19 protein-coding genes are annotated in these 18,930 nt (G+C 59.4%); 9 read left to right on the top strand and 10 right to left on the bottom strand.

Annotated elements, in window-relative coordinates; translation table 11 throughout:
- Positions 1-12: 12 nt before the first annotated feature.
- From cysK to dut, 3 genes are all read right to left on the bottom strand, one after another.
- A complete protein-coding gene (cysK, locus tag I3J13_RS04545) occupies positions 13-981 on the bottom strand; it encodes a cysteine synthase A (protein ID WP_003520103.1) in 969 nt (322 codons plus the stop codon).
- 141 nt (positions 982-1,122) lie between these two features.
- Complete coding sequence (locus tag I3J13_RS04540) at positions 1,123-1,740, bottom strand: LysE family translocator (protein ID WP_003520102.1); 618 nt, start codon at positions 1,738-1,740, stop codon at positions 1,123-1,125.
- An 87-nt stretch (positions 1,741-1,827) separates the two neighbouring features.
- A complete protein-coding gene (dut, locus tag I3J13_RS04535; RefSeq protein ID WP_196378107.1) occupies positions 1,828-2,298 on the bottom strand; it encodes a dUTP diphosphatase in 471 nt (156 codons plus the stop codon).
- 90 nt (positions 2,299-2,388) lie between these two features.
- Here dut and I3J13_RS04530 point away from each other — a divergent pair, with 90 nt between their 5' ends.
- The 3 genes from I3J13_RS04530 to I3J13_RS04520 all read left to right on the top strand — a co-directional run bounded on the left by I3J13_RS04530 (position 2,389) and on the right by I3J13_RS04520 (position 5,618).
- On the top strand, positions 2,389-3,972 hold the full coding sequence (locus I3J13_RS04530; RefSeq protein WP_003520100.1) for a peptide chain release factor 3: 1,584 nt from the start codon (positions 2,389-2,391) through the stop codon (positions 3,970-3,972).
- 69 nt (positions 3,973-4,041) lie between these two features.
- The gene (gene coaBC / locus I3J13_RS04525; RefSeq protein ID WP_196378106.1) at positions 4,042-5,247 is read left to right on the top strand and encodes a bifunctional phosphopantothenoylcysteine decarboxylase/phosphopantothenate--cysteine ligase CoaBC; all 1,206 of its coding nucleotides are present in this window, start codon (positions 4,042-4,044) and stop codon (positions 5,245-5,247) included.
- Positions 5,244-5,618 carry an MmcQ/YjbR family DNA-binding protein gene (locus tag I3J13_RS04520; protein ID WP_078051349.1) on the top strand — a complete coding sequence of 125 codons (375 nt, stop codon included), beginning with the start codon at positions 5,244-5,246 and terminating at the stop codon, positions 5,616-5,618. Before coaBC ends, I3J13_RS04520 begins: the two co-directional genes overlap by 4 nt.
- Before the next feature lie 9 nt (positions 5,619-5,627).
- Here the strand turns inward: I3J13_RS04520 and olsE are convergent, their stop codons facing one another.
- From olsE to ubiE, 3 genes are all read right to left on the bottom strand, one after another.
- Positions 5,628-6,542, bottom strand: coding sequence for an ornithine lipid hydroxylase OlsE (gene olsE, locus I3J13_RS04515; RefSeq protein WP_196378105.1), 915 nt, complete (start codon positions 6,540-6,542; stop codon positions 5,628-5,630).
- Between the two features lie 165 nt (positions 6,543-6,707).
- Positions 6,708-8,282: a 2-polyprenylphenol 6-hydroxylase gene (ubiB, locus tag I3J13_RS04510; RefSeq protein WP_080818093.1), complete on the bottom strand. Its 1,575-nt coding sequence runs from the start codon at positions 8,280-8,282 to the stop codon at positions 6,708-6,710.
- Positions 8,283-8,318: 36 nt separating this feature from the next.
- Complete coding sequence (gene ubiE, locus I3J13_RS04505) at positions 8,319-9,095, bottom strand: bifunctional demethylmenaquinone methyltransferase/2-methoxy-6-polyprenyl-1,4-benzoquinol methylase UbiE (protein WP_003520094.1); 777 nt, start codon at positions 9,093-9,095, stop codon at positions 8,319-8,321.
- 143 nt (positions 9,096-9,238) lie between these two features.
- On the opposite strand from ubiE, the gene mutM reads away from it, so the two are divergent.
- The 4 genes from mutM (at position 9,239) to dnaA (ending at position 13,732) form a co-directional block, all read left to right on the top strand.
- Complete coding sequence (gene mutM / locus I3J13_RS04500) at positions 9,239-10,135, top strand: bifunctional DNA-formamidopyrimidine glycosylase/DNA-(apurinic or apyrimidinic site) lyase (RefSeq protein WP_196378104.1); 897 nt, start codon at positions 9,239-9,241, stop codon at positions 10,133-10,135.
- A 31-nt stretch (positions 10,136-10,166) separates the two neighbouring features.
- Positions 10,167-10,940 carry an enoyl-CoA hydratase gene (locus tag I3J13_RS04495; protein WP_196378103.1) on the top strand — a complete coding sequence of 258 codons (774 nt, stop codon included), beginning with the start codon at positions 10,167-10,169 and terminating at the stop codon, positions 10,938-10,940.
- 195 nt (positions 10,941-11,135) lie between these two features.
- Positions 11,136-11,402, top strand: a complete 267-nt coding sequence (rpsT, locus tag I3J13_RS04490) for a 30S ribosomal protein S20 (protein ID WP_003493474.1) — start codon at positions 11,136-11,138, stop codon at positions 11,400-11,402.
- Positions 11,403-12,271: 869 nt separating this feature from the next.
- Positions 12,272-13,732 carry a chromosomal replication initiator protein DnaA gene (dnaA, locus tag I3J13_RS04485; protein ID WP_003520091.1) on the top strand — a complete coding sequence of 487 codons (1,461 nt, stop codon included), beginning with the start codon at positions 12,272-12,274 and terminating at the stop codon, positions 13,730-13,732.
- A 71-nt stretch (positions 13,733-13,803) separates the two neighbouring features.
- Here dnaA and hemW read toward each other — a convergent pair whose 3' ends face one another.
- The 3 genes from hemW to rph are packed head-to-tail and all read right to left on the bottom strand — an operon-like array spanning position 13,804 to position 16,387.
- Positions 13,804-15,003, bottom strand: a complete 1,200-nt coding sequence (gene hemW / locus I3J13_RS04480; protein WP_059759503.1) for a radical SAM family heme chaperone HemW — start codon at positions 15,001-15,003, stop codon at positions 13,804-13,806.
- A gap of 5 nt (positions 15,004-15,008) precedes the next feature.
- Complete coding sequence (gene rdgB / locus I3J13_RS04475) at positions 15,009-15,653, bottom strand: RdgB/HAM1 family non-canonical purine NTP pyrophosphatase (RefSeq protein ID WP_003520089.1); 645 nt, start codon at positions 15,651-15,653, stop codon at positions 15,009-15,011.
- Positions 15,654-15,670: 17 nt separating this feature from the next.
- Positions 15,671-16,387 (bottom strand): ribonuclease PH, encoded by a 717-nt coding sequence (gene rph / locus I3J13_RS04470; protein WP_003503798.1) that lies wholly within the window; start codon positions 16,385-16,387, stop codon positions 15,671-15,673.
- A gap of 135 nt (positions 16,388-16,522) precedes the next feature.
- On the opposite strand from rph, the gene hrcA reads away from it, so the two are divergent.
- Positions 16,523-17,614 carry a heat-inducible transcriptional repressor HrcA gene (gene hrcA, locus I3J13_RS04465; RefSeq protein ID WP_020811203.1) on the top strand — a complete coding sequence of 364 codons (1,092 nt, stop codon included), beginning with the start codon at positions 16,523-16,525 and terminating at the stop codon, positions 17,612-17,614.
- A 112-nt stretch (positions 17,615-17,726) separates the two neighbouring features.
- Positions 17,727-18,362 (top strand): nucleotide exchange factor GrpE, encoded by a 636-nt coding sequence (gene grpE / locus I3J13_RS04460; protein ID WP_080852756.1) that lies wholly within the window; start codon positions 17,727-17,729, stop codon positions 18,360-18,362.
- A gap of 81 nt (positions 18,363-18,443) precedes the next feature.
- On the opposite strand, the gene ptsN is transcribed toward grpE, so the two are convergent.
- Complete coding sequence (gene ptsN, locus I3J13_RS04455) at positions 18,444-18,905, bottom strand: PTS IIA-like nitrogen regulatory protein PtsN (protein WP_003503792.1); 462 nt, start codon at positions 18,903-18,905, stop codon at positions 18,444-18,446.
- Positions 18,906-18,930: the final 25 nt, after the last annotated feature.

Genomic DNA, 18,930 nt, shown 5'->3' with positions numbered 1-18,930 from the left:
TGAAAGCGTGGCTTAAAGCCCAAGGCCTTCGAAAAGCGCCGTCGAAAGGTAGCGTTCCGCGAAGGAAGGAATGATGACGACGATGTTCTTGCCGGCATTTTCTTCCCGCGCGCCGACCTTGATTGCCGCCGCCAGCGCCGCACCCGAGGAGATGCCGACCGGCACGCCTTCCAGCCTTGCCGCCAGACGTGCGGTTTCGAAAGCCTCGTCATTGGTCACGGTGACGATCTCATCATAAATGCCGGTATCGAGGATGGCGGGTGCAAAACCGGCGCCGATGCCCTGAATCTTGTGCGGGCCGGGGTTGCCGCCGGAAAGAACCGGGCTGTCGGCAGGTTCGACCGCAATGACCTTCACCTCGGGCTTGCGGGATTTCAGCACCTGACCCGTGCCGGTGATGGTGCCGCCGGTGCCGATGCCCGAGACGAGAATATCGACCGTGCCTTCGGTGTCGTTCCAGATTTCTTCAGCCGTCGTCTTGCGGTGAATATCGGGATTGGCGGGGTTTTCGAACTGCTGCGGAATGATCGCGTCAGGCAGGGTCTCGGCCAGTTCCTGCGCCTTGGCGATGGCGCCCTTCATGCCCTTGGGACCTTCGGTCAAAACCAGTTCGGCGCCGAGCAGGGCCAGCATTTTCCGGCGCTCAACCGACATGGTTTCAGGCATGGTCAGGATCAGCTTGTAGCCCTTCGCAGCGGCGGCGAAGGCAAGCGCGATGCCCGTGTTGCCGGATGTCGGCTCCACCAGCGTGGTTTTGCCGGGGGTGATCTTGCCCTGCGCTTCCAGAGCTTCGATCATGGCGACGCCGATGCGGTCCTTTACGGAAGCGATGGGATTGAAAAATTCGAGTTTGGCGAGAAGGTTGGCCTTCACGCCCTTCTCCTTCGCCAGCTTGTCGAGCCGCACGATCGGCGTGTCGCCGATTGTTTCCGTAATCGAGGAATAGACGCGTCCGCGTCCGGGCTTTCTGGCTTCGGGCATGATGCTCTCCTGTGTAAAGACCGCAAGATTTGAGCGGCAGAATAGGAGCAATAGCTTTCGCAAGCTAGCGAACGTTCGTCCTAATATCCCTAAATTGCAGGAATAATTTCACGATAAGTCGCATAAATGCACGAATTTGTTTTACGTGCTGCGGATCGCGATCATGGTTGCGGTTCCGGCCAGAATACCCGCCGCCGTACGGTTGAGGATCGTCAAGGCGCTCGGCCTTTTCAGGAGGTTACGCGCCTTGGCCGCAAGCAGGATGTAAGGCAGGAGAACCGCCATCAGCACGACGAAGGTGATGGCGAGAAGTGTCGCATATTCCGAGGGGCCGATCATGCGGATATCGATCAGCGTCGGCACCAGCGCCACATAAAACAGCATGGTTTTCGGGTTGCCGAGCGTGATCAACAGTCCGGACAGGAAGGACATGGGCATGCTGGTGCTTTTCTTGGCCTTCAGCTCCTGTGGCAGCAGGCCGGCGGTCCAAAGCTTCCAGGCAATATAAAGGAGATAGGCCGCGCCCGCGAATTTCAGCACCATGAAGGCTTCCTGAAAGGTCTGCGCGACGAAGGCCAGGCCCAGGATCACAGCGGTCAGGTAAATCATGTCGCCCAGCACCAGCCCGAGACCCATAAAGAAGGTTTCGCGAAAGCCCGAACCCAGCGCCCGCGCCACGATCGCCGTCATGCCGGGGCCGGGAATGGCGGCGGCGATGAAGAGGGCGGTGGCATAGGCGAAAAGTGTCGTCAGCGTCATGATCGTGTTTCCCGGAAAATCCGCCAAATCCATAGCGAAATTGCCGAGTAAAGACAATCAGTCCGCGCGTCTGTCCCAGCGGCGTCGCTAAACCCCGGTGGAGCCGAAACCGCCGGCGCCCCGCGCCGTCTGCGAGGTTTCCGTCACCTCGCTCACGATAACCTGGGTTACCGGCGCAATCACCATCTGCGCAATGCGCATGCCGCGCTCGATGACGAAAACGTCCTGGCTCAGATTGGCGAGGATGACTTTCACCTCGCCGCGATAATCGCTGTCCACCGTGCCGGGAGAGTTGAGGCAGGTGATGCCGTTCTTGATGGCGAGGCCGGAGCGGGGGCGGATTTGCGCCTCATAACCCTGCGGAACCTCGAAGATGAAACCGGTCGGGACCAGGGCGCGTTCGCCCGGTTGCAGGGTCAGCGGTTCACCGGAAGGTACGGCAGCGCGCAGGTCCATGCCGGCGGCGCCACGGGTTTCGTAAGACGGCAATTCGAGGTCAGCGCCATTGGCGAGGCGGACGAGCCGGAGAGGGGGGCGATTGTCGTTTTGAAGGGTCATCCGGCATTAGTTTGCCGAGATCGCGGCAAGGTCAATTGCAAATGCGGGCCTGAAACGCTAGATAGCCCGCAATTCCACAGGATTTGTCAGATGGCCGAAACACTTGCCGAGGCGGTCTCCCGCCGCCGCACCTTTGCTATTATCGCGCACCCGGACGCGGGTAAGACCACGCTTACCGAAAAACTGCTGCTGTTCGGCGGAGCGATCCAGCTTGCCGGTGAGGTGAAGGCGAAGAAGGACCGCATCCAGACCCGTTCGGACTGGATGAAGATCGAGCGTGAGCGCGGCATTTCGGTCGTTACCTCGGTCATGACCTTCGAATATAACGACCGTGTCTTCAACATTCTCGATACGCCCGGCCACGAGGACTTCGCCGACGACACCTACCGCACGCTGACGGCGGTGGATGCGGCAATCATGGTCATCGACGCCGCCAAGGGTATCGAGCCGCGCACGCTGAAGCTCTTCGAAGTCTGCCGCATGCGCGATATTCCGATCATCACCTTCATCAACAAGATGGACCGCGAAAGCCGCGACCCCTTCGAGATTCTCGATGAGGTGGAAGAGAAGCTCGCGCTCGATACCGCGCCCATCACCTGGCCGGTCGGTCGGGCAAAGACCTTCTGCGGCGCCTATAATCTCGCCGATAGCACCTTCCGTGGCGTCGATACGCAGGTGGAAGCCATGCCGGTCAACGGTCCGCAGGCGGTTGCCGATCGCCTGCCGGAAAATGAGCGCCATCTTTTCGTCGAAGAAACCGAACTGGCGCTGGAAGCCTGCCGTCCTTTCGATCGTCAGGCGTTTCTCGAAGGTCATATGACGCCGGTGTTCTTCGGTTCGGCGCTGCGCAATTTCGGTGTGCGTGACCTCATCAATGCGCTTGGCGATTTCGCGCCGCCGCCGCGCGATCAGGTGGCCGATACCCGCACCGTACATGCGGCTGAAGAAAAAATGACGGCCTTCGTCTTCAAGATTCAGGCCAATATGGATCCGAACCATCGTGACCGCATCGCTTTTGCCCGCATCTGCTCCGGCAAGCTGGAGCGCGGCATGAAGGCGCGGCTTGCTCGCACCGGCAAACAGATGGGCCTCACTGCGCCGCAGTTCTTCTTCGCCTCACAGCGCCAGCTTGCCGATACGGCCTTTGCGGGCGACGTGGTCGGCATCCCGAACCATGGCACGCTGCGCATCGGCGATACGCTGACCGAGGGTGAAAACCTCGTTTTCCAGGGCGTGCCAAACTTTTCGCCGGAAATCCTGCGTCGCGTGCGTCTGGAAGACGCCATGAAGGCGAAGAAACTGAAGGAAGCCCTGCAGCAGATGGCGGAAGAAGGCGTCGTGCAGCTCTTTTCGCCGGAAGACGGCTCGCCGGCCATCGTCGGCGTTGTCGGCGCACTGCAGCTCGACGTGTTGAAGGAGCGTCTGATGGGCGAATATGGCCTGCCGGTCTCCTTCGAAATGTCGCGCTTTTCCGTCTGCCGCTGGATTTCCTCCGATCAGCCGGCGGAAATGGACAAGTTCCTCAACGTCAAGCGCGGCGATATCGCCCGCGATCTGGATGGCGATCCGGTGTTTCTGGCGCAGGACGCCTTCTCGCTCCGCTATGAGTCCGAGCGTTTTCCGGCGATCAAGATGGTCGCGATCAAGGAATATCATGTCGCCAAGGCGGCGTGACAAAGGCGTGATTGCACTTTGTATGCCAAGGGCTTAGTTTCCCCTGAAACGGGAAACTGGTCCGGCATCATGACGCTTTCAGGCAAACATATTCTCCTCATCATCTCCGGCGGCATAGCGGCCTATAAGAGCCTCGATCTCATTCGCCGCCTGAAAGAGCGCGGCGCGAAGGTAACGCCGGTCATGACCAAGGGCGCCCAGGAATTCGTCACGCCGCTTGCTGTCGGTGCACTTTCCGCTACCCATGTCTTCACCGAGCTCTTTTCCCGGCAGGATGAACAGGATGTCGGCCATATCAGGCTGGCGCGTGACTGCGACCTTGTGCTTGTGGCGCCCGCCACCGCCGATCTGATGGCGAAGATGGCGCATGGTCTGGCAGACGATCTTGCTTCCACTATCCTTCTCGCGACGGATCGAAAGGTGCTGGTGGCACCGGCGATGAACCCGAAAATGTGGGCGGCAAAGCCCACGCTGCGGAATGTCGAAACGCTGAAAAAAGACGGCGTGTTTTTCATCGGACCCATGGCCGGCGAGATGGCAGAGAAGGGCGAGGCTGGTTTTGGCCGTATGGCCGAGCCATTGCAGATCGTCGAAGCCGTCGCGGCATTGCTGGATGAGGGGCCAAAGCCCCTGAAGGGCAGAACGGCGATCGTGACCTCCGGCCCCACGCATGAACCGATTGACCCGGTGCGCTACATCGCCAACCGCTCCTCGGGCAAGCAGGGCCATGCCATTGCGGCGGCTCTGGCGGAACTGGGGGCGGAGGTCATGCTGGTTTCCGGCCCGGTCACCATCGCCGATCCTGCCGGGGTCACGACTATCCATGTCGAGCGCGCCGAGGAGATGCGCGATGCGGTGATATCGAGACTGCCGGCGGATATCGCCGTCATGGTCGCCGCCGTCGCCGACTGGCGGGTGACGGGCTCGTCGGAACAGAAGATCAAGAAGCAGCCGGGCGATGCGCCGCCGGCGCTGCAACTGACGGAAAATCCCGACATTCTCAAAACCGTCGGCCACCATGAAAAACGCCCGAAGATTGTGGTGGGCTTCGCCGCCGAAACGCAGGATGTCGAGAAGAACGGCCGGGCGAAGCTGGAGCGCAAAGGGGCGGACTATATCGTCGCGAATGATGTTTCGGCGGAAACCGGCATCATGGGCGGAGATCGCAACAGCGTGAAGATCATTTCCGCAGATGGCATCGACGCCTGGCCGGATCTCGACAAGGCCGACGTTGCAAAACGTCTGGCGGCCCTGATCGCGGAGAAACTCGCATGAGCCTGTTCGATCGCAAGACATTCGACAGGGTGCTCGGCAAATGGCCGGGCGTGCGTTTTGTCGACCAATGGGATTCGCATGTTGCCAAGGTGGGCGACAAGGTCTTTGCCGTGCTTGGCGAGCGGGAGGACTGGCGGCTGGTCGTGAAATGCTCGGAAGAGAGCTTCGAAATATTGACCTCGCTGGAAGGCATAGGGCAGGCGCCCTATTTCGCCAAACGCAAATGGATATCGATTGGCGATCATTCCCCGCTCGAACAGGAAGAACTGGAGCACTATGTGCGTCGCTCCTATGAGCTTGTCGCAGCCGGTCTGACCAAAAAACTGCGGGGCGAACTCGGTATCGTGATCGATACTGCGCGTGCCCTGTAGTTTTTCGGTTCAGTCGAGTTTGGTGTCCTTGCCGATGATCTGGCGGACGCCTTCCTTGGTGAAGGGCTGCAGGAGCTGCGGCAGGAATCCTTTCGCAATCTTACCCTTGATACCGATATCGGTGGAAGAGGGCCTGTCGGGGTTATGATAGGAGCCGAAGATCAGATCGAAGAAGACGAGGTTCTCGCCGTAATTGGTGTTTCCTTCCGGAAGCTGCTTCGAATGGTGCCAGCGGTGCAGGCGTGGGGTGCTGAACACGTAATCGAGCGGCCCCGTTTTCATATCGACGTTGCAATGGGTCAAAATACCGATGAATGCGGTAACGGCGCCCAGCCACCAGAAAACCTGTAGCGGCGCACCCATGAAATAGAGCGGAATCTGGCTGAGCGCGATCTTGAACAGGGAATCGGCCACATGGAACCGTCCCGTATTGACGACCCAGAGCCGCACGACGCTGTGATGCAGCGCATGGAAACGCCAGAAGAATACGGTTTCATGTGCAATACGGTGGGACCAGTAGAGGCCGAATTCGGCAATCGTCACCGCAAGGGCGACCTGAACGATCATCGGCAGATGAGACGGCCACAGGTCGAAACGCATGGCGGCAAGCGGCTGCAGCACATTGGCGGTCACCATCGGGAAGATTGCCGCTGCGGCTGCTGCGAGCTGGACCAGCCCTTTCGTCAAAAGCGTGTGGCCGATGCTATTTACGGTCTCGCCATCACCCTCAAGCCATTGGACTTCGTAGGGAATATAACGTTCGAGAAGAAACAGGCTCAAAACTGCGCCCGCATAAACGGTCAAAAAGGCCGCGATCGGATGGCTGCTCGTGAAAGCGAAATAGGACCCCATCAGGCCGCCGACGAACACCAGCGGCCACGAAGAATAGGAAAGGGCCTCTTTCAGTACTTGCGCTTTTGCCATCAAAATCAAATCCCGTCCGGCATCATCCGTCTATACCGCCGGCGCAATTCCGCGCAGGCATCAAAGCAGCCCTTACTCCGCATCGATCACCTGTCTCGATTAGAGATCAGGCCCTTATCGCTCCAATGCATTACACAAACATGGCACTCACCGGTGCCGAGATGCTCAGCTTATCCTGATTGCGATGTAAAGAAGCGTCAGCGCTATGACCCAGAGTGCCGCCCGTCCCCATTTGGTATGGCGCGCTTCCGCCTTGCCGATGGCTTCCGCCGTTTGCGCGTCGAAACGCAGGCCGTTCTCGCTCATATACATCAATTCGGAATGCAGCTTCTCCGTCTTGGCTGCGATCTCCGGCGCTGCCTCGGCAAGCTTGAGGGCCGCCTTCACGCCGTCCTTCAGATCGGTGACGATGCGTTTCGGGCCGAGATTGTCCCTGATCCAGCCGCCGACAACCGGGTCTGCCGCCTTCCACATGTTGAAGCGCGGATTGAGCATGCGCGACACGCCTTCCACCACCACCATGGTCTTTTGCAGCATCACCAGTTCCGGCCGCGTTTCCATGTCGAAAAGCTCGGTCACTTCGAATAGCAGCGTCAAAAGCTTGCCCATGGAGATCGTTTCGGCCGGCTGGCCGTGGATCGGCTCGCCAATGGCGCGGATCGCCTGAGCGAAGCTTGCTATATCGTGATGGCCCGGCACGTATCCGGCCTCGAAGTGCACTTCCGCTACCCGCATGTAATCGCGGGTAATGAAGCCGTAGAGAATTTCGGCAAGGAAGCGGCGTTCCTTTTTGCCGAGACGTCCGGCAATGCCCATGTCGACGGCGACGATCTCGCCCTCAGCATCGACGAAGAGATTGCCGGGATGCATGTCTGCATGGAAAAAACCATCGCGCAGCGTGTGCCGCAGGAAGGACTGGATCAGCGTGTCGGCGAGTTTGTTCAGGTCGTGGCCGGCGGCCTTCAACCCTTCGATATCCGACATCTTGACGCCGTCGATCCACTCCATGGTGACGACATCGCGCCCGGTGCGTTCCCAGTCGACCTCGGGAACCCGGAACCCGGGATCGTCCCTGGTGTTTTCCGCAAGTTCGGAAAGGGCGGCGGCCTCGAGCCGCAGATCCATCTCGATCTTGGTGGTCTGCTCCAGCGTGCGTGTCACCTCGACGGGGCGCAGGCGACGGGCGGAGCGGACGAAACGCTGCTGCAGATCGGCGATCAGATACATCGCTTCGAGGTCGTTCTGGAAACGCTGGCGCACGCCGGGGCGGATGACCTTGACGGCCACCTTGCGCGGCCCCTTCGGCGTATCCACCATTGCCGGATGAACCTGGGCAATGGAGGCGGCGGCGATAGGATCGCCGAATTCCCTGTAGAGATCGGACACAGAACGGCCGAGCGAGCCTTCGATATTCGCTTTCGCCGCAGCCGCCGGGAAGAAGGCCATGCGGTCCTGAAGGCTCGCGAGATCGTCGGCGAAGTCGGCGCCCACCACATCCGGCCGGGTGGCGAGAAACTGACCCATCTTCACATAGGAAGGACCAAGCCGCTCGACAGCCACCGCCAGACGGTCGCTGCGCTGCGCCCTTTTCGCCTTGCTGCGGGCGAACGGCTTCAGCAACGCTTTCAACAATTGGGCGGGAGCAGGCAGGTCATCGGAAGGCAGGGCCAGCACGACGCCTTCGCGCACGAGAACCCAGCCAACCCTTGCGAGGCGGAAATATGCGCCCAAAGTACTCATGCTTATGCTTGTCTCCTGCGTCTGCCGGCCATGGTCTTAAAGCTTCCAGCCGGAATGCAGGGCGGCGATGCCGCCGGTGTAATTGGTATAGGTGACACGGGAGAAGCCGGCGGTGCGGATCATCGTCGCGAAATCCTCCTGATTGGGGAATTTGCGGATCGATTCGACCAGATATTGATAGGGCTCGGCGTCACCCGTGATCATCTTGCCGAATTGCGGGATGGCGTTGAACGACCAGGCGTCGTAAACGCGGTCAAGCAACGGCATTTCGACCTCGGAAAACTCCAGCACCAGCAGCCGCCCGCCGCGCTTCAGCACGCGATGGGCCTCCTTCAGCGCGACGTCGATGCGCGGAACGTTGCGGATGCCGAACGCGATCGTATAGGCGTCGAAACTGTTTGCCTCGAAAGGCAGTTCCTCGGCATTGGCTTCCACGAAGGTCAGATTGTCGGAAAGCTTCTTTTTTGCCGCGCGTTCTTCGCCGACGGCCAGCATCGAGCCGTTGATATCGAGAACAGTGGCATGCGCCAGACGGTTGGAGGCTTCGATGATGCGGAAGGCGATATCGCCGGTGCCGCCCGCAACGTCCAGAACCTTGTAGGACGCATCCTTGCGCGGCGAAAGCGAAGAGACCATGGCGTCTTTCCACAGCCGGTGCAGGCCGGCCGACATCACATCGTTCATGATGTCGTAGCGTTTGGCCACCTTGTGGAAGACTTCGTTGACCAACCCCTGCTTTTTGCCTTCGTCCACCTTGTGGAAGCCATAGGACGTTTCCATGCCGCCTTGGGCAGTGGTACGGGCGTCGGTCATCGTCTGTCTCCATATTTATTGCGTGGCGGACCATAGCGGAAACGCCATGGCAACGCTATCTGTTGCCGCATCGCCTGGGCGCGACATTTCGCGTGCACTGTATAGACCACATGGTCCTAACGATAAACTGTCGGATAAGCCAGATGCCAGAATTGCCAGAAGTCGAAACCGTCAGACGCGGCCTTGCGCCCGCCATGGAAGGCGCAAGGGTCCGCAGGCTCCATCTCGGCCGCCCCGATTTGCGCTTTCCATTCCCGCAGGATTTTGCAGCGCTTATCGAAGGCAAGACGATCCTGTCGCTCGGGCGCAGGGCGAAATATCTTCTGATCGAACTGGAGGATGGGCTGACCATCGTTTCCCACCTCGGCATGTCCGGCTCGTTCCGCATCGAGGCGGAAGCGGGCGAGGCCGACGATGCACCCGGCGTGTTTCACCATGTCCGTTCCAAAGACGGCAAGCATGACCATGTCGTCTTTCATCTGGATAAAGGGGAAGAGCGCGTCTGCGTCATCTATAATGATCCGCGCCGCTTCGGCTTCATGCATCTGGTGGAGCGCAACAAGCTCGACCTTTACCCCGCTTTTGCCGAGCTCGGCCCGGAGCCGACAGGCAATGCACTGAGCGCGGATTATCTGGCGAGCCGGTTTGAAGGTAAAAGCCAGCCCCTGAAAAGCACGCTGCTGGACCAGAAGGTCATTGCCGGTCTCGGCAATATCTATGTCTGCGAGGCGCTGTGGCGCGCGCATCTTTCGCCTTTGCGGGCGGCGGGAACGCTGGTGACGAAAGGTGGCAAGCCCAAAGCGCAGCTCGTCGATCTGACGGAGAAAATCCGCGACGTGATCGCGGATGCGATCGCCGCCGGCGGCTCCTCATTGCGAGACCATATACAGACGGACGGAACGCTCGGTTATTTCCAGCATTCCTTTTCGGTCTACGATCAGGAAGGCCAGCCTTGCCGGACACCCGGCTGCGGGGGTACGGTTGAAAGGGTGGTGCAGGCCGGTCGTTCGACCTTTTATTGCGCCGCCTGCCAGAAGTAACGGAGCCGGAGTGCCGGAAGGGGAGATTGCCGTGGACTATGAAACGATACTGGTCGAGAAACGCGATGAGGTGGGTGTCATCACCCTCAACCGCCCCAAGGCGCTCAACGCTCTCAATTCGGTGCTTCTGAAAGAGCTGCGGCACATTCTGTCTTCGTTTTCCGCCGATGATTCCATCGGTGCGATCATTATCACCGGTTCGGAAAAGGCATTTGCGGCAGGCGCCGATATCAAGGAAATGCAGGGGCTGGATTTCGTCGATGCCTATGTCGGCGATTTTCTCGGCGGCTGGGACGAGGTTGCGGCCACCCGCAAGCCGGTCATCGCTGCCGTATCCGGCTTTGCGCTGGGCGGCGGCTGCGAGCTGGCGATGATGTGCGATTTCATCATCGCTTCGGACACGGCAAAATTCGGCCAGCCGGAAATCACCCTCGGTGTCATCCCTGGCATGGGCGGCTCGCAGCGGCTGACACGGGCAGTCGGCAAGGCGAAGGCCATGGATCTGGTTCTGACCGGGCGCATGATGGATGTGGCGGAGGCTGAGCGGGCCGGTCTCGTGTCGCGTGTTGTGCCGGCCGCAAATCTCATGGACGAGGCGGTGGAGGCGGCAACCCGCATCGCTTCCCTGTCGCGTGCTGCCGTTCTCATGGCCAAGGAAAGCGTCAATCGCTCCTTCGAGGTGCCGCTTGCGGAAGGACTGAGATATGAAAGACGATCCTTCCAGTCGCTCTTTGCGACAGTGGATCAGAAGGAGGGCATGGTCGCCTTCGTGGAAAAGCGCAAACCCGCTTTCCGGAATCGCTAAGGATTCGGAATATCGGCGCTTTTAAGCGTTTTGCGCGTTGACGGGCGTAAGCTTTAGCGGTATATGCCCGCCCACGGTTAAGGAAAGCCATCCGGCTTGTCCGAAATTACTCCCGCATTCTTGGGTTACGTGAGGTCTTCGAACGACCCGATCCTATGGTTGCGGAATTTGGTTTGAATTCGAAGAGAGGCATACATGGCCAATACAACTTCGGCGAAAAAGGCGACCCGCAAGATCGCTCGCCGTACCGCAGTCAACAAGGCTCGCCGTTCGCGCGTTCGCGGCTTCATCCGCAAGGTCGAGGAAGCCATCGCTTCCGGTGATCTCGCAGTCGCTACCGAAGCTCTGAAGGCAGCTCAGCCCGAGATTCAGCGCGCCGCCACCCGGGGCGTTCTGCACGGCAACACCGCATCCCGCAAGGTGTCGCGTCTCGCACAGCGCGTTAAGGCTCTTTCCGCCTAATCCGGCTAATCACAAATAATTATTCAAAAAGCCTGGTCTTTTGACCGGGCTTTTTGTGATTCTAACTGCCCGTTAACCATTGCTGCCGTAACGTGACAAACGCATGTCAGATGGACGACAGGAAATTTGCAATAAAAACAACAGCTTGCTGGAGGTCTCTGGAAAACTCGGGGGCTTTCTCTACGGAAGTCGCGGCTAGTTTTGAGTCAAGAAGATTTTTATTTTTTTGCCAAAATCAGCTCTCAAAAATTGCCAAAATTGAATCTCATTGATTCATAAGCGATTCTGCTTCGCACCTTGTCGGTGATGCAAAACGGCCTTTACGAGTCAATGGCCGATCTGAGTTTTTGCAGAAAAAACGCCATTGATCTCTCCCCACGATCCTGCCTAAATGCATTTCAACAAGGGGTGCGGATCTCAGTCCACAGATTATCTCGATGATCGTATCGACGATATTCACCTTCTTGCTGGCGGGTCTTTCGGGGTCCGTTTTTTCAGGTCATGGAGCTTTTTGTGCCGTTTCGGTCTCCGGAACGGGCGGGAGTTTTTTGTCCTCAAGAATGCGCCTTAAGGTTGTAACGAAAGGAGCGTTTTAGCGTGTCGCAGGCCTCTCCATGAGGGGGAGGGAAATGGGATAACCGGCTCGCAAACGAGTAGTCGCCTTTGACGTTCTTTCGAGGGGAACGCTGGAGGCAAAAATATACGAGGGGGATCTCTGGCGATCGATCTTTGATCGTCAGGCTATGATTGGCAATTTGAAAGGCGGCAATATGCAATTGAATTTGGCGATGGGTGCGGTGGCTGATGGGGACCGCGCACCAAAGACGCGTGATGCAGCTTGCTCAGATGCGGCAGGGGACAAATCGGCAATGACGCACGATGCGCTGTTTGAACGTTTTAGCGCGCGGCTCAAGGCACAGGTTGGTCCGGAGGTCTATGCAAGCTGGTTTGCACGGCTCAAACTCCATTCCGTTTCGAAAAGCGTCGTCCGTTTCACCGTTCCGACGACTTTTCTGAAGTCCTGGATCAACAACCGTTACATGGATCTGATCACGAACCTCGTCCAGAGCGAGGATCCGGATGTGCTGAAGGTGGAGATTCTGGTCCGCTCGGCCAGCCGTCCGGTCCGTCCGGCTCAGACCGAGGAAAGGGCGCAGCCCGTTCCGGAAGTCGGCGCGGTTCAGCGTAACAAGTCCTTCATTCCGTCCCAGCCCGCGACGCCTGCCGCACAGCCTGCGGCTTCGCAGGCGACCCTGCGTCAGGGCGGTTCCGGGCCGTTGTTCGGTTCGCCGCTCGACACACGTTTCACCTTCGATACCTTTGTCGAAGGCTCGTCCAACCGCGTCGCGCTTGCGGCGGCAAAGACGATCGCCGAAGCCGGTGCCGGCGCCGTGCGCTTCAACCCGCTGTTCATCCATGCGGGTGTCGGCCTCGGCAAGACGCATCTTCTGCAGGCAATCGCCAATGCCGCCATCGACAGCCCGCGCAATCCGCGCGTGGTCTATCTGACGGCCGAATATTTCATGTGGCGTTTCGCAACCGCGATCCGCGACAATGACGCGCTGACTTTGAAGGACACGCTGCGCAATATCGACCTGCTCGTCATCGATGACATGCAGTTCCTGCAGGGCAAGATGATCCAGCACGAATTCTGCCATCTGCTCAACATGCTGCTCGACAGCGCCAAGCAGGTCGTGGTTGCGGCTGACCGCGCGCCGTGGGAGCTGGAATCGCTCGATCCGCGTGTCCGTTCCCGTCTTCAGGGCGGCATGGCCATCGAGATCGAAGGTCCCGACTATGACATGCGCTATGAAATGCTCAACCGCCGCCTCGGCTCGGCACGTCAGGACGATCCGTCCTTCGAGATTTCGGATGAAATCCTGACCCATGTGGCCAAGAGCGTGACGGCAAGCGGACGCGAACTGGAAGGTGCCTTCAACCAGCTGATGTTCCGTCGCTCCTTCGAGCCGAACCTCTCGGTTGATCGTGTCGATGAGCTGCTGTCGCATCTCGTCGGGACGGGTGAGGCCAAGCGTGTACGCATCGAGGATATTCAGCGCATCGTCGCCAAGCACTATAATGTGTCGCGACAGGAGCTGGTGTCCAACCGCCGTACCCGTGTCATCGTCAAGCCGCGCCAGATCGCCATGTATCTGGCCAAGATGCTGACGCCGCGGTCTTTCCCCGAGATCGGTCGCCGTTTCGGCGGTCGCGATCACACCACGGTTCTGCATGCCGTGCGCAAGATCGAGGAACTGATTTCCGGCGACACCAAGCTCGGCCATGAGGTTGAGCTGTTGAAACGCCTGATCAACGAAAACAACGCATGAAAAAAGCGGCCTTCGGGCCGCTTTTTTATTGTCGTCTTGTTTATATGGCTAAAGCCGGGTGGAGGCTGGCGTCAGCAGGCGAGATCGGCCACCACCGCGTCCAGAATAAGCATGCCGGACGGCGTGCAGCGCAGGCGGGAATTGCCGAGCCTCTCCACGAAACCGTGCTGGAGGAGGAATTCCTCCTTCTCCGGGTCGAGATCGCGGCCGGAAAGATCGCTCCAGCGGGCGAGATCGATGCCTTCGCGCAGGCGAAGGCCCATCAGCAGCAATTCATCGGCCTGTTCATCGACGCCGAGCAACTCCTGATCGACCATGCCGTGGCCTTCCCGCTCAACGGTTTCGAGCCAGTTTTCCGGGTGGCGCTCGGTGGCGGTTGCGAGCTTGGAAGCGCCTCTCGTCAGGCGTCCATGCGCGCCGGGGCCGATGCCGGCATAATCGCCATAACGCCAGTAGGTCAGGTTGTGGCGGCTTTCAGCGCCGGGCCGGGCATGGTTGGAAACCTCATAGGCCGGCATGCCGTAACGCTCGGTGATTTCCTGCGTCGCCTCATAAAGCACGGCCGAATGTTCGCCATCCGGCACGATGAGCTTGCCGGCCTTGTGCAGCCCGTAGAAGGGTGTGCCTTCCTCGATGGTCAGCTGATAGAGCGACAGATGGTCAACCGCGTAGGAGACAGCCTCTTTCAGCTCGGCGTCCCATTCGGCCACCGTCTGGTTCGGGCGCGCATAGATGAGATCGAAGGACATGCGCGGAAAAATCTCCCGCGCCAGCCGGATGGCCTTCAAGGCATCGGCAACATCATGCAGGCGGCCAAGGAACTTCAGGTCGCGGTCGTTCAGCGCCTGCACGCCGAGCGAGACACGGTTGACGCCCGCCGCGCGGTAACCGCGAAAACGCTCCGCCTCGACGCTGGAAGGATTGGCTTCCATGGTGATCTCGATACCATCCGGCACATGCCAGAAGCGCGAGACGCCATCGAGAAGTGCTGCGACCGTCTGCGGGTCCATTAGCGATGGCGTGCCGCCGCCCATGAAGATGCTGGTCACGACACGCGGGCCGCTCAGCGTCCGCATATGTTCCATTTCACGGAGAAAGGCCGCCGTAAACCGTTCCTGATCCACCGGCCGGTGACGGACATGGCTGTTGAAATCGCAATAGGGACATTTGGCCGCACAGAAGGGCCAATGCAGATAGATCCCGAAACCGGGATCGCCCGTATCCGGCAGAAGCGACGCGCCGGGGGCAGAAAGTTGATGCTCCCCGACCATCGGGTTCATGCCTCCAGGCAGGTTTCTACGAATTTTTTAAACGCCCGGGCACGGTGCGAAAGCGCGAAGGCGTCGCCATGTTTCCAGCCGTGTTTTTCATCCGCGCTCATCTCGCCGAATGTGGTGTCGTATCCTTCCGGTTTGAAGACCGGATCGTAACCGAAACCGCTCGTTCCGCGCGGCGGCCACACCACCGTGCCTTCCACCTCGCCGCGGAAATATTCGAGATGCCCATCCGGCCAGGCGAGGCACAGCACGCTGACGAAGCGCCCGGTGCGGTCTTCCGGCTTCGATGCGCCACGCTCGGCCAGCGCATCCTCGACCTTTTGCATCGCCATGGCGAAGTCGCGCGTGCCATCGGCCGTTTCCGCCCAATTGGCGGTATAGACACCCGGCGCACCATCCAGCGCATCGATGACCAGACCGGAATCGTCGGACAAAGCCGGAAGACCCGATGCCTTCGCGGAGGCAAGCGCCTTGATGGCGGCATTTTCCTCGAAGGTCGTACCCGTCTCATCCGGCTCTTCGAAATTCAGTTCCGCCGCCGACTTGGCGGAGAAGCCGAAAGGCCCGATCAGATCGGCGATTTCGGCGATCTTGCCCTTGTTATGGCTGGCGACGACGATCGTTCTGGTATCGAGCTTGCGCATGGTGCTTTCCTGTCGGCTCAGGCGATCGCCTGTTTCTGAAGGGCGACCAGTTCGCTGCAACCGGCCTTGGCAAGACCGAGCAGCGTCAGGAATTCTTCCTCGGAGAAGGGCGCGCCTTCCGCCGTGCCCTGAACCTCGACGATGCCGCCGGAGCCGGTGATGACGAAATTTGCATCGGTCTCGGCGGAGGAATCCTCGAGATAATCGAGATCGATCACCGGCTGGTTGGCGAAGATGCCGCAGGAGATCGCGGCGATATGGTCCTTCAGAACCTTCTCGACCTTGATCATGTTGCGGGTTTCCATCCATTTCAGACAATCGTGGAGCGCAATCCACGCGCCGGTGATGGAGGCGGTGCGGGTGCCGCCATCGGCCTGGATCACGTCGCAGTCGATGCTGATCTGGCGCTCACCCAGCGCCTGCAGATCGACGACGGCGCGCAGCGAACGGCCGATGAGGCGCTGGATTTCCTGCGTGCGGCCGCCCTGCTTGCCGGAAGCGGCTTCGCGCTTCATGCGCTCATGGGTGGAGCGCGGCAGCATGCCATATTCGGCGGTGACCCAGCCCTTGCCGCTGTTGCGCAGCCACGGCGGCGTCTTTTCTTCAAGGCTTGCGGTGACGAGCACATGCGTGTCGCCGAATTTCACGAGACAGGAACCTTCGGCATGTTTCGAGAAATTGCGCTCGAAGGAAACCTTGCGCATCTGGTCGGTTTTTCTGCCTGAAGGCCGCATATGATCCACTCTCCATGTTGGTCCCTGCCTTCTAAGGCGAGGTCCGGGCTTTTGCAAAGCCAATTTCCATTTTGCCCCGGCGTTGCAACGCATTATATTGATGCGAGCTGGTTTGAACGACAAAGAACGGACGAAATGGGTTTTTCCGCACCGCTATCAAAAGATCAGGCATCGCTGCTGGATGAACGGTCTCGGGAAATTTTCCGGCGCATCGTCGAAGGTTATCTCGATACGGGCGAGCCGCTCGGATCGCGCAGCCTGTCGCGGTTGTTGCCGATGTCGCTTTCACCCGCCTCCGTCCGCAATGTCATGAGCGATCTCGAAGAGCTCGGCCTCATCTATTCGCCACATATCAGCGCCGGTCGCCTGCCGACCCAGACGGGGCTGCGCTTCTTTGTTGACGCCTTCATGCAGGTGGGTGATCTGCCCGCCGAGGAAAGGGCGACTATCGATCGCCAGATCGGACCGGTCGCCGGCCACGAACAGTCGCTGGAAGGGCTTTTGACGGAGGCAAGCCGCATGCTGTCCGGCATGTCGCGCGGCGCGGGCCTCGTATTGACGGCTAAGAACGATGTCATCCTGAAGCATGTCGAATTCATAAGGCTGGAACCCACCAAGGCGCTCGCCGTGCTGGTGGGCGACCACAATCAGGTCGAAAACCGCATCATCGAATTGCCGGCCGGCATTTCCTCATCGCAATTGACCGAAGCGGCGAATTTCATCAATGCCCATCTCTCCGGTCAGACGCTGCACGAGTTGCGGGGTCAGTTCCAGACGCAGCGGGCGGAACTGCAATCGGAACTCGGCATATTGGCGCAGGACCTAGTGGAGCGTGGTCTGGCGGTATGGGCGGGAGACAATGAGGAGGGCAAGCTCGGCCGTCTCATCGTTCGCGGTCGCTCCAACCTGCTCGAAGGTCTCGCCGGTGAGGAAGATATCGATCGGGTGCGCCTGCTGTTCGACGACCTGGAGCGCAAGGAAAATCTCATCGAAATCCTCAATCTCGCCGAAAGTGGCTCGGGGGTCAGGATTTTCATCGGCTCGGAAAACAAGCTGTTTTCCCTGTCCGGTTCGTCGCTGATCGTCGCGCCCTATCGCGACGAGGACAATCGGGTCGTGGGTGCGGTCGGCGTCATTGGCCCGACCCGGCTGAATTACGCCCGTATCGTGCCGATGGTGGATTACACGGCGCAGATCATGGCCCGCCTTTCCCGCAAGCAGAGATAGGACAGACCCGCAAGGTCAGGGAATGCGGCAAGCTTTTCGCCGCAAGCCTTGATTTTTGCCCGTCAAAGCTCGATATCGGGCGCAACCAACATATTCAAATTTGGAGAACGTCATGACCGACGATACAAAAAAGCCCGGACCTGACGCGGACGTCGCCGAAGAGTTTGTCGAACCCGCGCTCGCCGGGGAAGAGCCGATTGACGCTGCCGAACCCGATCCGGTCGAGCTGCTGAAGGCTGAAAATGCCGACCTGCGTGACAAGTTCCTGCGCCTTGCGGCCGAAATGGACAATCTTCGCCGTCGCACGGAACGCGATGTCAAGGATGCGAAAGCCTATTCGCTCGCTGGTTTCGCGCGCGATATGCTCGCCGTTTCCGATAATCTTCGCCGCGCGCTTGAAGCCATTCCCGATGAACTCAAGACCAATGGCGAAGCCGGTCTCAACGGTTTGATCGAAGGCGTCGAGATGACGGAACGTTCGATGCTGTCGACGCTGGAACGCCACGGCGTGAAGAAGATCGATGCCGAAGGCCAGAAGTTCGACCCGAATTTCCATCAGGCCATGTTCGAAATTCCGAATCCGGCAGTTCCAAACAATACCGTGCTGCAGGTGGTTCAGGCCGGTTTCACCATCGGCGACCGCGTCCTGCGCCCGGCAATGGTCGGCGTCGCCAAGGGCGGCCCGAAGGCGGAAGTTGCCGCATCGGCCGAGCCGGGCACCTCGTCTCTCAATGAAAAGGACGCGTAAGGCATCTATCCTTACGTCATAAAAAACGCGCCTTCAGGGCGCGTTTTTTATTGCCGTTAAACTGAGGGAGTTAGCCTGCGATCAAGCAGCCGTCGCCTGCTCCTGATTGAGGAAAGCGTAGATTGCGGTGTCGGAATCGGTGGCGCGCAGCTTGGCGACCAGTTCAGGGTCGCGCAGGGCGCGTGCAATTCTGGACAACGCCTTCAGGTGATCCGCGCCGGCGCCCTCGGGCGCGAGCAGCAGGAAAACCAGATCGACCGGCTGGTCGTCCAGCGCTTCGAAATCGACCGGTGTTTCAAGGCGTGCGAAGACGCCGGTGATCTGATGGATGCTGTTGAGCTTGCCATGCGGAATGGCGATGCCGTGGCCCACACCGGTGGAGCCGAGTTTCTCACGCTGGAGGATGACGTCGAAAACTTCCCGTTCCGAGACTCCGGTAATTCTGGCTGCCTTTGCGGCCAGCTCCTGAAGCAACTGCTTTTTGGAATTCACCTTGAGGGCGGGAATAATCGCATCTTGTTGCAGCAAATCTGCCAACGCCATTCTCTTTTTCCTTCATGCCATCGAG

Source organism: Agrobacterium leguminum, assembly GCF_015704895.1.
Taxonomy (GTDB): domain Bacteria; phylum Pseudomonadota; class Alphaproteobacteria; order Rhizobiales; family Rhizobiaceae; genus Agrobacterium; species Agrobacterium leguminum.
Note: the sequence above shows the minus strand (reverse complement) of the source record. Positions and strands in the feature narration are given on the sequence as shown.

Coding starts and splice junctions, on each gene's coding strand:
- ubiE (WP_003520094.1), bottom strand. CDS start 9,095: ATGACCGACGCCCGTACCACTGCCCAAGGCGGCATGGAAACGTCCTAT.
- mutM (WP_196378104.1), top strand. CDS start 9,239: ATGCCAGAATTGCCAGAAGTCGAAACCGTCAGACGCGGCCTTGCGCCC.
- hemW (WP_059759503.1), bottom strand. CDS start 15,003: ATGGTCGGGGAGCATCAACTTTCTGCCCCCGGCGCGTCGCTTCTGCCG.
- rpsT (WP_003493474.1), top strand. CDS start 11,136: ATGGCCAATACAACTTCGGCGAAAAAGGCGACCCGCAAGATCGCTCGC.
- hrcA (WP_020811203.1), top strand. CDS start 16,523: ATGGGTTTTTCCGCACCGCTATCAAAAGATCAGGCATCGCTGCTGGAT.
- coaBC (WP_196378106.1), top strand. CDS start 4,042: ATGACGCTTTCAGGCAAACATATTCTCCTCATCATCTCCGGCGGCATA.
- dut (WP_196378107.1), bottom strand. CDS start 2,298: ATGACCCTTCAAAACGACAATCGCCCCCCTCTCCGGCTCGTCCGCCTC.
- ptsN (WP_003503792.1), bottom strand. CDS start 18,905: ATGGCGTTGGCAGATTTGCTGCAACAAGATGCGATTATTCCCGCCCTC.
- cysK (WP_003520103.1), bottom strand. CDS start 981: ATGCCCGAAGCCAGAAAGCCCGGACGCGGACGCGTCTATTCCTCGATT.
- olsE (WP_196378105.1), bottom strand. CDS start 6,542: ATGGCAAAAGCGCAAGTACTGAAAGAGGCCCTTTCCTATTCTTCGTGG.
- I3J13_RS04530 (WP_003520100.1), top strand. CDS start 2,389: ATGGCCGAAACACTTGCCGAGGCGGTCTCCCGCCGCCGCACCTTTGCT.
- I3J13_RS04520 (WP_078051349.1), top strand. CDS start 5,244: ATGAGCCTGTTCGATCGCAAGACATTCGACAGGGTGCTCGGCAAATGG.
- grpE (WP_080852756.1), top strand. CDS start 17,727: ATGACCGACGATACAAAAAAGCCCGGACCTGACGCGGACGTCGCCGAA.
- I3J13_RS04540 (WP_003520102.1), bottom strand. CDS start 1,740: ATGACGCTGACGACACTTTTCGCCTATGCCACCGCCCTCTTCATCGCC.
- dnaA (WP_003520091.1), top strand. CDS start 12,272: ATGACGCACGATGCGCTGTTTGAACGTTTTAGCGCGCGGCTCAAGGCA.
- rph (WP_003503798.1), bottom strand. CDS start 16,387: ATGCGGCCTTCAGGCAGAAAAACCGACCAGATGCGCAAGGTTTCCTTC.
- rdgB (WP_003520089.1), bottom strand. CDS start 15,653: ATGCGCAAGCTCGATACCAGAACGATCGTCGTCGCCAGCCATAACAAG.
- ubiB (WP_080818093.1), bottom strand. CDS start 8,282: ATGAGTACTTTGGGCGCATATTTCCGCCTCGCAAGGGTTGGCTGGGTT.